Raw genomic sequence first — 12,999 nt, 5'->3', positions numbered from 1 at the left:
TCACCTCAAATCACCACGAGCCGCCCTTCATTCAATGCTACGAGCAGCCCGACCATGCCGCCCGCTTCGATCCGGGGATCGAGATCGCCCATCGTCAGCTGGGCGGATGCGAGTCCTGCCTGGCAGACGATCGCTTTGACGCCGGCATCCAGCGCTTCATCGATCAGCGCGGCCAGGATCGGCAGGCCATTGGCAAGCCAATGCGCATCGTCGGCACCGATAATCGGCGGGCGCAGGATCGCGACGGCGGCCGTGTCGAGAAACAGCGTGACCTCGCCACCGATCGCCTGATACGATAGCGCAAGGCCGAGCGCCGAACGCAGCCGCGTTTCCTCAGCGGTGGCGACGATGATGGTCAATGCGCGCATCGGCATCCCGGATCCTTCGGCAAGGTGATCGTGCGGAACCGAAAGGCCAGCGCATCGACCAGCAGGAGCTTGCCCGTGGGATCCTCGCCGAAGGGCACGATCGCGCGCACCGCCTCGATCGCGGCGAGGCTGCCCAGCACCCCAGTGAGCGCGCCGAGCACGCCCTGGTCCGCGCAGCTCACGTCCGGCCGATCGGGATCGCTGCCGACCAGGCAGCGATAGCAGGGCCTGTCCGCTTCCCAGCCGCGGTAGACCGCAAGCTGCCCCTCGAACTGCCCGACCGCCGCTGAGATCAAGGGGATACGCATCGCCAGCGCCGCATCGGCGACGGCCAGCCGGGTCGCGAAATTGTCCGAACCGTCGATCAATACATCGACGTCGCGTAACAGCGCCGCCGCATTTATCGGCGTGATCCGCGTATCCTTGGGAGTCAGCCGCACATCGGGATTGAGCCGCTGCACCGCATTGGCTGCCGCCACGACCTTGTGGGTGCCGATATCGCGGGTGCCGAACAGGGTCTGACGCTGGAGGTTCGAGAGCGAAACCGCGTCATCATCAATCACCGTCAGCCGCCCGACGCCCGCCGCCGCGAGATATTGGATCGCCGGCGACCCGATCCCGCCCGCGCCGATCAGCGCGACATGCGCCGAAAGCAGGCGCTGCTGGCCAGCCCCGCCAATCTCCTTGAGAATGATATGGCGTGCGTAACGATCGAGCTGGGATTCGGTGAGGTTCACCGCCCCGTCGAACCGAAGCCGCCTGATCCGCGCGCCGTCTCGTCCAGCACCTCCACCTCGTCCCAGCGGGCGCGCTGGACGGCGGCGGGGACGAGTTGGGCGATGCGTTCGCCGCGTTTGATCGCGAAGGGCTCGCTGCCGAGATTGGCGAGGATCACCTTCACTTCGCCGCGATAATCGGCGTCGATCGTGCCCGGCGTGTTGAGGCAGGTGATACCATATTTGAGCGCAAGGCCTGAGCGCGGGCGGACCTGCACCTCATAGCCTTCGGGAATGGCGATGCTGAGCCCGGTGGCGACGGCGTGGCGCGCGCCGGGCGCCAGCGTGAGATCCTCGGCCGAGACGACATCCATGCCGGCGGCATGTTCGGTGGCGTAGACGGGGAGGGGCAGGCCCTCGCCGTGGGGCAGGCGAACGAGGCGAATGGCAATCTCAGTGGAGGGCATCGGCGATCCTGTTGGCAAGGCGCGCGGCGACCTCGGCCTTGGTGGCGGTGGGCCAGGCCTCGACCCCCTGAGTGGTGACGAGGTGGATGGTGTTGCGGTCGCCGCCCATCACGTCGCCGGAGACATCGTTGGCGACGATCCAGTCGCAGCCTTTGCGGGCGAGCTTGGCCTGGGCGTGTTCGATGATTTTTTCGGTTTCCGCGGCGAAGCCGATGAGCAGGGTGGGGCGATGATCGCTTTTGGCGAGGGTGGCGAGAATGTCCGGGTTTTCGACGAGTTTCAGGCCGGGCGCGGTGCCGCCATTCTTCTTGATCTTCTGATCGGCGGCATCGACCCGCCAGTCGGCGACGGCGGCGGAGAGAATAGCGATATCGGCGGGAAGCGCGGCGTCGACGGCGCGCGCCATTTCCAGCGCGGTTTGGACATCGATACGTTTCACGTCCGCCGGGGTCGCTAAAGCGACGGGCCCGGCGATCATTGTCACCTCCGCGCCTAGCTTTGCCAGTGCTTCGGCGATCGCGAAGCCCTGTTTGCCGGAGGATCGGTTGGCGAGATAGCGGACCGGATCGATCGGTTCATGCGTGGGGCCGGCGGTGACGAGCGCCGTCCTGCCAAACAAAGGCCCGTTCGTCCCGAGCGAAGTCGAGGGACGTGCCGCAGGCGGAGAGGTCGAACATGTCTCGACTTCGCTCGACACGAACGGAGAAGAGAGGGCCTCCCCAATCGCCGCCTGGATCGCCTCGACCTCAGGCAACCGCCCCGGCCCGTATTCGCCGCAGGCCATCGGGCCCTCGTCCGGCTCCAACACGGCCACGCCATCGCTGCGAAGCTGCGCGACATTCCGCACGGTAGCGGCATGCTGCCACATGCGCACGTTCATCGCGGGCACCGCCAGTACGGGCTTGTCGGTCGCGAGCAGCAGCGTCGTGGCCAGATCGTCGGCGATACCGGCCGCCATCTTGGCGAGCAAATCCGCCGTCGCCGGGCAGACTACGACCAGATCGGCTTCGCGGCTAAGCTGGATATGGCCCATCTCGGCCTCGTCCTTGAGATCCCAGAGCGAGGTATGGACCGGCTGCTCGCTGAGCGCCGCCAGCGCCATCGGCGTGACGAAATGCGCCCCGCCATTTGTTAGCACGCAGCGCACCGTATGCCCGGCCTTTCGCAGCCCACGCACCAGTTCGCACGCCTTATAGGCGGCGATGCCGCCACCGACGATCAGGAGGATGCGCTTGCCCGCCATCCCGTCCGCATAGTCCAGCAAAGGCGCGAAGGCTATCGGGCGCGATTTGCTCCGTGCTCAGGGAGGCGCTAGCGATGTGCGTCAATCGCCGGGGGGCATCATGAATAGCATATCGAAATTCGTCACAGGGATGGCGCTTGTCTTGGCGCCTGCCGGGGCGGCCGAAGCCGTGATATTGTACGTTGTCCATTCGGGTACTGTCGCCAGCGGCGTAGATGTCGATGGCGTGTTCGGTATGAACGGCCGGGATTTCAGCGGCCTTGCATATTCCATCACCTATAGCTTCGATACGGAGGCGCCCGGCGCGATCGAATACTCACGCGCCGTTGCGGATTATTATGCCTACGATCAGTGGAACCTCACCCAATCGGGCGCCAGTGCGGTGTTCACGCTCGATGGGATCGCGCGCAGCTTCTCGGGTTCTGGCTATACGGATCGGGAAACATTCAATCCCGATCGTTATGGCGTCCAGGCGCTAACGCAGGATGAAGTTGCCTTCGAGGGCGGCTATATCGTCAGCAATGTCGGATCGCCCGATACGATCTTTTACGGGACCGAGGATCTGACCGTGCCGTTCGCGCTCATCCTCGATGCCGCCATGCTGGATGGCGGCAACACCAACACCAATTCGGATTTCCGCATGGGGAATACGTCGTTGTTGCTGCGGGAAACGGCGATGTCAGCGGATGGCGGCAGCGCTGTGCCGGAGCCTGCGAATTGGGCGATGCTGATCTGGGGTTTCGGGCTTGTGGGCGCTGCGATGCGTCATCAGCGGCTCGTGGGGGTCAGTATCCGGTAACTGGCCAGCGCGAGGAAGAGCCCGACGAACCAGGCGTAATCGTACAGCGTCGTCCAGGGCGCACCGATGCCGCCGAAAGCGGCGGGCGCGGCGGCGTGGAGAAAGCCCGGCAGATTGGGCAGCACGCCGATCGCGAAGGCCAGCAGAGCGCGCCAATTCCAGCCGTTGGCATAAGCGTAAATGCCATCCGTGCGGTAGAGTGCTTCGGTATCGAGCCGCCCCTTCCGCACCAGCCAATAATCGGAGATCAGGATGCCCGCGATTGGGCCGAGCAGCGCGCCATACCCGGTCAGCCAGATGAAGATGTAGCCGCCGGTGGTCGCCAGCAGCCGCCAGGGCATCATGGCCAGGGCGATCAGCGCGGTGATCAGCCCGCCCATGCGGTAGCTGATCTTGGCCGGCCATAGCGAAGAGAAATCATACGCCGCGCAGACCAGATTGGCGGCGATGTTGCACGATACGGTGTCGATGCTGATCACCACCAGCCCGAGCAGCACGAACGGCCCGGCGAGCGTGCCCGAAAGCGCCACGGGATCCCAGATCGCCTTGCCGTAGATCACCACCGTCGCCGAGGTCGTGATGACGCTGGCGAGCGCGATCAGCCCCATGGTCGGCGGCATGCCGATCGCTTGGCCGATGATCTGATCGCGCTGCCTTTTGGCGAAGCGGGTGAAATCGGGAATGTTGAGCGCCAGCGTGCCCCAGAAACCGACCATCGCGGTCAGCACCGGCCAGATCGCGTGCCAGAACTGCCCCTGCTTGGCGCCGCCGGGCGCGAAGGCGGAAGGCGCGGCGAAGATCGGCCCGAGCCCGCCCGCTTTGTCCACCGCCCACCAGACGAGCGCGAGACAGATCGCGATCTTGATCGGCGCGGTCCAGGTTTCCAGTCGGCGGATCACCAGCAGGCCCTTCTGCAGGAAGAACAATTGCACCGCCCAGAAGAGCAGGAAGGCGAGAAACTGGCCCCATCCGATACCGAGCAGGGGGAGGGGATCGCCGGTGAGATCGCGCTTCAGCAGCACGCCGAGCAGGGTCAGCAGCGCCTCGCCACCGATCCATGTCTGAATGCCGTACCAGCCGCAGGCGACCAGCGCGCGGGCCAGCGCCGGCACGCGCGCGCCCCTTGTGCCGAACGACGCGCGGACGAGCACCGCAAAAGGTACGCCGTAGCGCGCGCCGGCATGGCCGATCAGCAGCAGCGGGATCAGCGTCACCACATTGCCGACAAGGACGACCCCCGCTGCCTGCGCCGCGGACAGCCCCTGTTCGATCAGCCCGGCGGCCAGCATCCACGTCGGCACCGCGACGATCATGCCGACCCATAGCGCCGCGAAATGATACCAGCGCCACGTGCGCTGATCGACGCCGGTGGGCGCCAGATCGGCATTCCAGAGACTGTCGTCGTGCCCCCTCATCCCTTTACCCCCCAAGCCCTTCCCCGACGATGTCGATGTGGCTCAAAGAAAGTGAGCCACGAGACCTCCGACAACCGCAGCGATGATCGCGATGGCCACGTAACGCCAGCCGCCCGCGATCCGCACGACACCGACCTCCCGCAGCGGCGGCGGCGGGGGCGCCGCGCCGGGCACGGGATAGCTCGCTTCGATGCGGCGGATCAGATCGGGCAGCCGCAGCAACGTCCGCGCATCCTCGTGGATGCGATCGGCGAGCCACGCCTCGGGGCCGAGTTCGGAGCGCAGCCATTCCTTCACGAAGGGGCCGGAGACGTCCCACATATTGATATTGGGATCGAGCATCGAGGCGACGCCCTCGACCATCACCATGGTCTTCTGGAGCAGCAGCAGGTGCGGCTGCGTCGCCATGTCGAAATCGCGGGTGATCGCGAACAGGCCGTCGAGCATCTGGCCGATCGAGACGTCCTTCACGGGCAGCCCGCGGATCGGTTCGCCCACCGCCCGAAGTGCCGTGGTAAACTCGGCGACATTGTGATGCGCCGGCACATAGCCCGCCTCAAAGTGGATTTCGGCGACGCGGGCGTAGTTGCCGGTGATGAGCCCGTGCAGGATCTCGGCGAGCCACAGCCGCGCCTGGCGATTGACCCGGCCCATGATCCCGAAATCGATCGCGGCGATGCGGCCATCGGCCAGCGCGAAGAGATTGCCCTGATGCAGATCGGCGTGGAAAAAGCCGTCGTCGATCGCCTGACGCAGGAAAGCGCGGACGAGCGTCGCGGCAAGCGCGTGCATATCATGCCCAGCGGCAACAAGCGCATCGCGGTTCGAAAGCTTGATGCCGTCCACCCACTCCAGCGTCATTACGCGCCGGGTGGTGCGGCTCCAGTCGATCGTGGGGACGGTGAAGCCGGGTTCGGCCTCCATATGCTCGGCAAGCTCGCTGGCCGAGGCGGCTTCGCGGCGCAGGTCGAGCTCGCGCAACGTCCACTGGCGGAAGGTGGCGATGACGAGACGGGGACGCAGCCGCGCGAGTTCGCCGCCCATGCTCTCGGCCTGGGCGGCGGCCCATTCATAGGTTTCGATCGCGCGATGCAGGTCTTCCTCGATGCCCGGGCGAAGCACCTTGACCGCAACCTGTTTGCCGTCGGTGGTGACGGCGCGATGGACCTGCGCGATCGAGGCGGCGCCCACCGGCTCCTCATCGAACGAGGCGAAGGCTTCGGTGAGCGGCTTTTCGAGCGCGGCCTCCACCGCCACCTTGATCCGGGCGAAGGGTATGGCGGGTACGGCGTCCTGCAACCGGGCAAGATCGCGCGCGGCCACTTCGCCCACCAGATCGGGGCGGGTGGCGAGCGCCTGGCCGAGCTTGATCGCGGCAGGGCCGATCGCCTGGAAGGCATCAGCATAAGCGGGCTGCTTGGGCACACGCGCGCCAAACCGCGCGATGCGGGCGAGGCGACGGAGCGGGGCGGGCGTATTGGGATCGCGCTCGATTCCGCGCAACGCCCCGTGACGCGCGAGGATACGACCCCAACGGAGCAGGCGCAGCGTGTGGATCAGGGGCGAGGTCACGCCTCATCCTCCCCATGCTTGCATGGGGAGGGGGACCGCGCGAAGCGCGGTGAAGGGGAGATGCGCAACGGCGGAGTTTCCCCCTCCACCATGCTGCGCATGGTCCCCCTCCCCATCTGCGATGGGGAGGATGCAATCCTCATATCTTCCAGCCCGAATGGATCGCCACCAGCCCGCCCAGGATCGGTTCGGCTTTCACCTGCACGAACCCCGCCACCGCGATCATCGCCTTGAACCGCTCCATATCGGGAAAGCGGCGGATTGATTCGATCAGGTAGCGGTAGCTGACTTCATCGTCAGCGATCACCTTGCCGAGCTTGGGCACCACCTTGTGCGAATAAGCGTCGTAGATATCCTTGAAGCCCGGCCAGACCGTCGTCGAGAATTCGAGGCAGAAGAAGCGCCCACCGCGCTTCAGCACGCGGTGCGCCTCGGCCAGCGCCTGATCGATGTGGGTGACGTTCCGGATGCCGAAGGCGATCGTGTAAGCGTCGAAGCTCTTGTCCGCGAAGCTCAGGGTCTCCGCATTTTGTACGCTCCATTCGAGGCCCTCAAGGCCCCGCTTCTCGGCGCGCTGCTGGCCGACTTCGAGCATCGATGGATTGATGTCCGAGACGGTCACGGCCGCACCATGCTTATGCATGCGGAAGGCGATGTCGCCCGTGCCGCCCGCCATATCGAGGATGCTTTCGCCGGCGCGGGGCTTCACCCGGGCAACGAAGCGATCCTTCCACAGCCGATGCATGCCGCCCGACATGGCATCGTTCATAATGTCATAGCGCCGTGCGACGCGGGCGAAGACCTCGCCCACCTTCTCGGTCTTTTCGGCGGGGGAGACTTCGGAATAGCCGAAGGAGACGGTTTCGCTCATGGCCGGGCCATAGCGAGCCGCGGCGCGATGGGCTAGCGGGAGGAAATGCCCGAGCTTCCCGAAGTTGAAACCACCGTGCGCGGTCTGCGCCCCGTGTTGGAAGGGCATCGGCTGACGCTGGTCGAGCCGCGCCGCGCCGATCTGCGCCGCACAATCCCCATAGATCTGCGCCAGCGGCTGACGGGGGCGAGGGTTACGGGGCTCGGCCGCCGCGCCAAATATGGGCTGATCGAGACCGATCGCGGCGATACGCTCATTTTCCACCTCGGCATGTCCGGCCGCTGGCGCGTCGATCCCGAAGAGCTCGGCAAGCACGATCATCTCGTGCTGGAGACGGATCAGAAGCGGCGGCTGTCGCTGCAGGATCCCCGCCGCTTCGGCTCGCTCGATCTGGTCGCCACCGCCGAGCTGTCCAGCTTCCCCGCCTTTGTTGCGCTGGGCCCGGAGCCGCTGGGGCCGGAGCTCACTGCCGACTTTCTCGCCGAACGACTCAAGGGCCGCAGCGCACCGATCAAGGCGATGCTGCTCAATCAGCGGATCGTGGCAGGGCTCGGCAATATCTATGTCTGTGAGGCGCTGAACCTTTCCCGGATCAACCCATGTACCATGGCGGGCAAGCTCACCAAGGCCAAGCTGGCGCGGCTGGTCGAGGCGATTCACCAGGTGTTGGAGGCCGCGATCGAGGCCGGAGGCTCGACGTTGCGCGACTATGCCCGCCCCGACGGCCAGCTCGGCTATTTCTCCAAGCAGTTCCGCGTCTATGGGCGCGAGGGCAAGCCGTGCCCTTGCGGCAAGGGCGTCGTCCAGCGCCAGGTTGACGCCGGTCGATCGACCTTCTGGTGCCACGCCTGCCAGCGTTGACGTTTTGGCCGAGTGACGCTAATGGCCCCCACGACGCGGCGCAGGGCGACCTGGCGCCGCATTCCCATTTTAAGCCCCATTGCAAACCGAGGTAGTTCGAGAATGGCGAATACGCCGCAAGCCAAGAAGCGCATCCGTCGCAACGATCGCCGCGCCGAGATCAACGGTGCGCGGGTCAGCCGCATCCGCACCTTCGTGAAGAAGGTCGAGCTCGCGCTGACCTCGGGCGACAAGTCCGCGGCGGCAGCGGCGCTCGCCGAGGCGCAGCCCGAGATGATGCGCGGCGTTTCGAAGGGCGTGCTCCACAAGAATACGGTCTCGCGCAAGATTGCGCGGCTGACCAAGCGCGTCTCCGCACTCGGTTAAAAGCATCCGTTTTTGACGGCATTTTAGGGGCCGCCGGTTGTCACATCGGCGGCCTTTTTGCTGCTTGCGCGAAATGACCGGCATCTATCGGGAATCGCATGATTCTTCCTGCGATCGAAAAAAAGTCGTTTAGATTCAATAGCGTCCGCGGCGTCCGAAGGGGGATCGAACCGCCGCTATCTGTCAAGCGGGTATATTTCGATTCGATGACAATAGGCTTCTTGATCGAACGCGCGGCTTGTTCCTAAAGTCGATTCGTCGGGCCGATGATTCTTCGGCTGGGCCACCAGTTTGTTCATCCAGCGCGCGCGGGGGGCCGCACGTAAAGGATATAGTCCATTGGGATCGCCGCGCCAGCCGAACGGGTTGGCGCGAACGGGAGAGATTTGCGCGTGCGTCAGGCTACGACCACCTTTGCCCCTATGAACCGGATGGAAGACACGCGCCTGGAGTCCGCCGGCCTGATCGAACAGGCCTGGGAGGCCGTGCGCCAAAGTCTGCGCGTGAGTTGCGGCCAGCGGACCTTTGACGGTTGGCTGAAGCCGCTCGTCCTGGCAGGCGGCGATTTCGATTCGGGCGAAGTGCGCCTGTCCGCGCCCTCGGCCTTTCTTGCCAATTGGGTGCAGACCCATTTTGCCGATCAGCTGACCCATGCCTGGCGCGCGGCGCTGCCGTCGATCATGCGCGTTGCGGTCGAGTCGGCGAACGAAGCGGCGCGGCCGACGCTCGCGGTCGAGGCACCTGCGCCCGAGCCGGCACGCCCCGAGGTTCACGGCACCGCTCTCGAGGCGCGCTACACCTTCGATGCGTTCGTCGTCGGCAAGGCCAATGAGCTGGCCTATAACGCTGCCAAGACCTTGGCCGAGGGTGGCCAGCTCGCCTTCAATCCGCTGTTTCTCCACGGCGGCGTCGGCCTCGGCAAGACCCACCTGATGCACGCGATCGGGCACGAATATCGTGCCCGCCAGCCGCAGGCGAAGGTCATCTACATGTCCGCCGAGAAGTTCATGTATGAGTTCGTGGCGGCGATGCGCGCCAAGGACACGCACAGCTTCAAGGCGCGGCTGCGCACCGCCGATCTGCTGATGATCGATGACGTCCAGTTCATCGCCGGCAAGGAATCGACGCAGGAAGAGTTCTTCCACACCATGAACGAGCTGATCTCGGCCGGTCGCCGGCTGGTGATCAGCGCCGATCGTAGCCCTCAGAACCTCGAGGGGATCGAGAATCGCATCCTCTCGCGGCTAAGCTGGGGTCTGGTCGCCGACGTCAATTCGGCCGATTTCGAGCTGCGCTACAACATCATTCTCAAGAAGCTCGAGGGCCTGCCGTCGGCCAACGTGCCGAACGAAGTGGTGATGTTCCTGGCCAAGCGGATCAGCGCCTCGATCCGCGAGCTCGAAGGGGCTCTCCATCGCGTTCTCGCCTTCGCGACGCTGTCCAACCGCGCGATCGATCTCGAGTTCACGCAGGAAGCGCTCGCCGATCAGCTGCGCGCCAGCCAGCGCCGGGTGACGATCGACGAGATCCAGCGCCGCGTGTGCGAGCATTTCCGCATCCGCCAGAGCGAGATGGGTTCGGCACGGCGCGCGCGCGACGTGGCCCGTCCGCGCCAGATCGCCATGTATCTCGCCAAACAGCTTACCCAGCGCTCGCTACCGGAGATCGGTCGCCGCTTCGGTGGGCGCGATCATACGACGGTGATCCATGCAGTGCGCAAGATCGAGGAGCTGCGCGCGGCGGATGCCGAGATCGATGCCGACGTGCGGCTCCTGATGCGGCAGCTGGAGGGGTAAGCGCCATTCCCTCTCCCCTTTGTGGGAGAGGGCGACTCGCGCGCAGCGCGGCGGGGAGAGGGGTCGGACTGCCTTATCGAGTTCGGGAACCCCTCACCCTCCCACCTTTCTCGCTATCGCTCGAAACGCGGGCCCCTCCCTCTCCCACAAGGGGAGAGGATTTAGGTCAATCAGATCGAATTGCCGCGGTTGATCGGTGCCTCACGCCGCGCAGGTTCCACCGCCGCGGCGCCCGCCTTGGGCGGGGGTGCGATGGTGATCAGCACATTTTCGCCCGAACGGCCGGGGAAGCCGGTGAACATCGCATCGATCAGGTTGGGGACGAGGTGCTGGAGATTGTCGTCCAGCGATCGCGCCTTGGCGTTGCCTTCGAACAATACCTGACCGTTGGGACGCACGATCCGCATCTCCAGCCGGCTGACATAATAGGTGTAGCTTTGCACATCGCGGTTCAGCCACGGATCGGCCCAGAAGGGATCGCCCCAACCGCCGCCGTACCAACCACGGCCCCAGCCGCCGCGACCGCCCCAGCCGCCACCCCAACCGAAGCCACCGCCCCAACCCCAGCCGGGGCCGAAGGTTGGGCCATAATCGACCATCTTCTCATGCCCGTTATCGACGCCATAAGCGACGTTGACGAGCAGGGAGGCGCCGTTCGGCCCGGCGGCGGGCTGATACCCTTGCTGGGCCAATCGCGCGGCGATCTGGCGCGCGTAGATCGAGAATTCGAGGCCGCCATTCTGGGCGGGATCCTCGGACTGGACCCAGAAGGTCTGGCCCTGCGGCGCAGGCATCGCCTGGAAGCGCGAGACATCGGCGCGGAACGGCTGCGGCGCGCACCCCGCAACGGCGAGGAGAGCGATCGGCGCAGTCAGGGAAAGAAGCGTGCGGCGGAGAGACATTGTAAATGACCTCAAGGAGTTACCGCCTCATAGCGGCTTACAAATGAACGCGCATTGAACGTCTGGTGAACACCGGGGGTTGCGCGGTTCGTCGCATCTGGCCCTGAAGGGCTGCCCAGACTCCCTCTCCCCTTGTGGAAGAGGGGTCGAGGGCGAAGCCAGAGCTTATCTATCAAGGGCGCCGCTTCCCCCCTCACCCTCCCACCTTTCTCGCTGCGCTCGAAACGCGGGCCCCTCCCTCTCCCACAAGGGGAGAGGGTTAAGGTCACAATCCCAAAGCCGCATAGGCTTTGGCCAGAGTCGGCGCGGCGATCGCGCGGGCGCGTTCGGCGCCGATTGCCAACAGGCGGTCCAATTCCGCGGCATCGTCCTGCAGCGCCCGGAGGCGCGCCGCGATCGGGCCAAGCTTGGCCACCGCGAGATCGGCGAGCGCGGGCTTGAACGCGCCGAAGCCCTGGCCCGCGAAGCGCCCCAGCACCTGCGCCACGCTCTCGTCCGCCAGCGCGGCATAGATGCTGACGAGGTTCTTCGCCTCGGGCCGGCCATCGAGCGCGGCGGGATCGTCGGGCAAGGGCTCGGGATCGGTGCGCGCCTTGCGCAGCTTCTGCGCGATCGTATCGGCATCGTCGATCAGGTTGATGCGGCTCATGTCCGAAGGATCGGATTTGGACATCTTGGCGCTGCCGTCACGCAGCGACATCACGCGCGCGGCCCCCGGCGGGATGATCGGCTCGGGAAGGGTGAACAATTCCACGCCGGTATCGGTATTGAACTTGGTGGCGATGTCGCGCGCCAGCTCGAGATGCTGCTTCTGATCCTCGCCGACGGGGACGTGCGTGGCGTTGTAGAGCAGCACGTCCGCCGCTTGCAGCACCGGATAGGTGTAGAGCGCGACCGACGAGCCTTCGCGGTTCTTGCCGGCCTTATCCTTGAACTGCGTCATTCGGTTGAGCCAGCCGACGCGCGCGGTGCCGTTGAGCAGCCATTGCAGCTGGACATGTTCGGTCACGTGCCGCTGGCGAAACAGGATCGCGCGCTCGGGATCGATCCCGCAGGCGATGATCGCCGCCGCCATCTCCCTAATGCCGCGCGCGAACGCCACCGGATCCTGATGCTCGCTGATCGCATGAAGATCGGCGAGGAAGAACAGGCTCTCGTCCCCCGTCCCCATCGCATCCTGCATCCGCGCCCAATTGCGGATCGCGCCAAGATAATTGCCGAGGTGGAGATTGCCGGTGGGCTGGATGCCGGAGACAGTGCGCATGGCGCCTAGTCGGGCAGGGCGGGAGCGGGGTCAAGCGCGGCGAGGTTGAGGAAGTTGAGGATTGCGGAACCGAAGCGCCAAGCCGCAGAAGGTGAGTCGAAAGTGAGGCCAATGGCGACGCAGGGCCGAGGCAGTGCGACGTCGTGGCGATGCTCCAGGAGAGACGATCGATCCAGTGTGAGTGCAGCGTTCATTGCGGCAAATGTACCACATATGTTCCGTTTTGTCAACAGGAAATCCGGCCCAAGGCTGCATTGCTGAAACACTTGCCGGCACTGATGGCGGACATGATGAGCCCAAGGTAACATGTTCCTCGCCATCCCCGACCATGCACCCATCGCCCGCTAAATGCGTTGAGC

General features: G+C 65.3%; 14 protein-coding genes. 4 read left to right on the top strand and 10 right to left on the bottom strand.

Annotated features, from left to right (window positions below; translation table 11 throughout):
- Positions 1 to 5: 5 nt before the first annotated feature.
- Genes FHS31_RS09095 through FHS31_RS09080 form a run of 4 tightly spaced genes read right to left on the bottom strand, consistent with a single transcriptional unit; the run spans position 6 to position 2,794 of the window.
- Positions 6 to 368 carry a DsrE family protein gene (locus tag FHS31_RS09095; RefSeq protein WP_243843379.1) on the bottom strand — a complete coding sequence of 121 codons (363 nt, stop codon included), beginning with the start codon at positions 366 to 368 and terminating at the stop codon, positions 6 to 8.
- On the bottom strand, positions 356 to 1,105 hold the full coding sequence (locus FHS31_RS09090) for a molybdopterin-synthase adenylyltransferase MoeB (RefSeq protein ID WP_167073074.1): 750 nt from the start codon (positions 1,103 to 1,105) through the stop codon (positions 356 to 358). The genes FHS31_RS09095 and FHS31_RS09090 overlap by 13 nt, the downstream gene beginning before the upstream one ends.
- On the bottom strand, positions 1,102 to 1,551 hold the full coding sequence (gene dut, locus FHS31_RS09085; RefSeq protein ID WP_167073073.1) for a dUTP diphosphatase: 450 nt from the start codon (positions 1,549 to 1,551) through the stop codon (positions 1,102 to 1,104). Before dut ends, FHS31_RS09090 begins: the two co-directional genes overlap by 4 nt.
- Positions 1,538 to 2,794, bottom strand: a complete 1,257-nt coding sequence (locus tag FHS31_RS09080) for a bifunctional phosphopantothenoylcysteine decarboxylase/phosphopantothenate synthase (RefSeq protein WP_167073337.1) — start codon at positions 2,792 to 2,794, stop codon at positions 1,538 to 1,540. The genes dut and FHS31_RS09080 overlap by 14 nt, the downstream gene beginning before the upstream one ends.
- Positions 2,795 to 2,894: 100 nt before the next feature.
- On the opposite strand from FHS31_RS09080, the gene FHS31_RS09075 reads away from it, so the two are divergent.
- Positions 2,895 to 3,593 carry a PEPxxWA-CTERM sorting domain-containing protein gene (locus FHS31_RS09075; RefSeq protein ID WP_243843378.1) on the top strand — a complete coding sequence of 233 codons (699 nt, stop codon included), beginning with the start codon at positions 2,895 to 2,897 and terminating at the stop codon, positions 3,591 to 3,593.
- Here FHS31_RS09075 and FHS31_RS09070 read toward each other — a convergent pair.
- From FHS31_RS09070 to FHS31_RS09060, 3 genes are all read right to left on the bottom strand, one after another.
- Positions 3,563 to 5,008, bottom strand: coding sequence for an NCS1 family nucleobase:cation symporter-1 (locus tag FHS31_RS09070; RefSeq protein ID WP_167073072.1), 1,446 nt, complete (start codon positions 5,006 to 5,008; stop codon positions 3,563 to 3,565). The two genes, FHS31_RS09075 and FHS31_RS09070, sit on opposite strands and share 31 nt — an antisense overlap.
- A 42-nt stretch (positions 5,009 to 5,050) precedes the next feature.
- Positions 5,051 to 6,580, bottom strand: a complete 1,530-nt coding sequence (ubiB, locus tag FHS31_RS09065) for a 2-polyprenylphenol 6-hydroxylase (protein ID WP_167073071.1) — start codon at positions 6,578 to 6,580, stop codon at positions 5,051 to 5,053.
- A gap of 139 nt (positions 6,581 to 6,719) precedes the next feature.
- Positions 6,720 to 7,451 carry a class I SAM-dependent methyltransferase gene (locus tag FHS31_RS09060; RefSeq protein WP_167073070.1) on the bottom strand — a complete coding sequence of 244 codons (732 nt, stop codon included), beginning with the start codon at positions 7,449 to 7,451 and terminating at the stop codon, positions 6,720 to 6,722.
- Between the two features lie 45 nt (positions 7,452 to 7,496).
- Between FHS31_RS09060 and mutM the strand changes: the two genes are divergently transcribed.
- The 3 genes from mutM (at position 7,497) to dnaA (ending at position 10,474) form a co-directional block, all read left to right on the top strand.
- Positions 7,497 to 8,312, top strand: a complete 816-nt coding sequence (gene mutM, locus FHS31_RS09055) for a bifunctional DNA-formamidopyrimidine glycosylase/DNA-(apurinic or apyrimidinic site) lyase (RefSeq protein ID WP_167073069.1) — start codon at positions 7,497 to 7,499, stop codon at positions 8,310 to 8,312.
- Positions 8,313 to 8,414: 102 nt separating this feature from the next.
- The gene (gene rpsT, locus FHS31_RS09050) at positions 8,415 to 8,678 is read left to right on the top strand and encodes a 30S ribosomal protein S20 (RefSeq protein ID WP_167073068.1); all 264 of its coding nucleotides are present in this window, start codon (positions 8,415 to 8,417) and stop codon (positions 8,676 to 8,678) included.
- Between the two features lie 431 nt (positions 8,679 to 9,109).
- Positions 9,110 to 10,474, top strand: a complete 1,365-nt coding sequence (gene dnaA, locus FHS31_RS09045) for a chromosomal replication initiator protein DnaA (RefSeq protein WP_167073335.1) — start codon at positions 9,110 to 9,112, stop codon at positions 10,472 to 10,474.
- Between the two features lie 170 nt (positions 10,475 to 10,644).
- Here the strand turns inward: dnaA and FHS31_RS09040 are convergent, their stop codons facing one another.
- From FHS31_RS09040 to FHS31_RS09030, 3 genes are all read right to left on the bottom strand, one after another.
- Positions 10,645 to 11,376, bottom strand: coding sequence for a DUF4136 domain-containing protein (locus FHS31_RS09040; RefSeq protein WP_167073067.1), 732 nt, complete (start codon positions 11,374 to 11,376; stop codon positions 10,645 to 10,647).
- A 265-nt stretch (positions 11,377 to 11,641) separates the two neighbouring features.
- Complete coding sequence (gene trpS / locus FHS31_RS09035) at positions 11,642 to 12,640, bottom strand: tryptophan--tRNA ligase (protein ID WP_167073066.1); 999 nt, start codon at positions 12,638 to 12,640, stop codon at positions 11,642 to 11,644.
- Positions 12,641 to 12,645: 5 nt separating this feature from the next.
- On the bottom strand, positions 12,646 to 12,834 hold the full coding sequence (locus tag FHS31_RS09030) for a hypothetical protein (RefSeq protein ID WP_167073065.1): 189 nt from the start codon (positions 12,832 to 12,834) through the stop codon (positions 12,646 to 12,648).
- Positions 12,835 to 12,999 lie beyond the last annotated feature (165 nt).

Source organism: Sphingomonas vulcanisoli, assembly GCF_011761305.1.
Taxonomy (GTDB): domain Bacteria; phylum Pseudomonadota; class Alphaproteobacteria; order Sphingomonadales; family Sphingomonadaceae; genus Sphingomonas_I; species Sphingomonas_I vulcanisoli.
The sequence above is the reverse complement of the archived record's forward strand: the minus strand, read 5'-3'. Positions and strand labels throughout refer to the sequence as shown.

Coding starts and splice junctions, on each gene's coding strand:
- FHS31_RS09095 (WP_243843379.1), bottom strand. CDS start 368: ATGCGCGCATTGACCATCATCGTCGCCACCGCTGAGGAAACGCGGCTG.
- dut (WP_167073073.1), bottom strand. CDS start 1,551: ATGCCCTCCACTGAGATTGCCATTCGCCTCGTTCGCCTGCCCCACGGC.
- FHS31_RS09080 (WP_167073337.1), bottom strand. CDS start 2,794: ATGGCGGGCAAGCGCATCCTCCTGATCGTCGGTGGCGGCATCGCCGCC.
- FHS31_RS09075 (WP_243843378.1), top strand. CDS start 2,895: ATGAATAGCATATCGAAATTCGTCACAGGGATGGCGCTTGTCTTGGCG.
- FHS31_RS09070 (WP_167073072.1), bottom strand. CDS start 5,008: ATGAGGGGGCACGACGACAGTCTCTGGAATGCCGATCTGGCGCCCACC.
- FHS31_RS09060 (WP_167073070.1), bottom strand. CDS start 7,451: ATGAGCGAAACCGTCTCCTTCGGCTATTCCGAAGTCTCCCCCGCCGAA.
- mutM (WP_167073069.1), top strand. CDS start 7,497: ATGCCCGAGCTTCCCGAAGTTGAAACCACCGTGCGCGGTCTGCGCCCC.
- rpsT (WP_167073068.1), top strand. CDS start 8,415: ATGGCGAATACGCCGCAAGCCAAGAAGCGCATCCGTCGCAACGATCGC.
- dnaA (WP_167073335.1), top strand. CDS start 9,110: ATGGAAGACACGCGCCTGGAGTCCGCCGGCCTGATCGAACAGGCCTGG.
- FHS31_RS09040 (WP_167073067.1), bottom strand. CDS start 11,376: ATGTCTCTCCGCCGCACGCTTCTTTCCCTGACTGCGCCGATCGCTCTC.
- trpS (WP_167073066.1), bottom strand. CDS start 12,640: ATGCGCACTGTCTCCGGCATCCAGCCCACCGGCAATCTCCACCTCGGC.
- FHS31_RS09030 (WP_167073065.1), bottom strand. CDS start 12,834: ATGAACGCTGCACTCACACTGGATCGATCGTCTCTCCTGGAGCATCGC.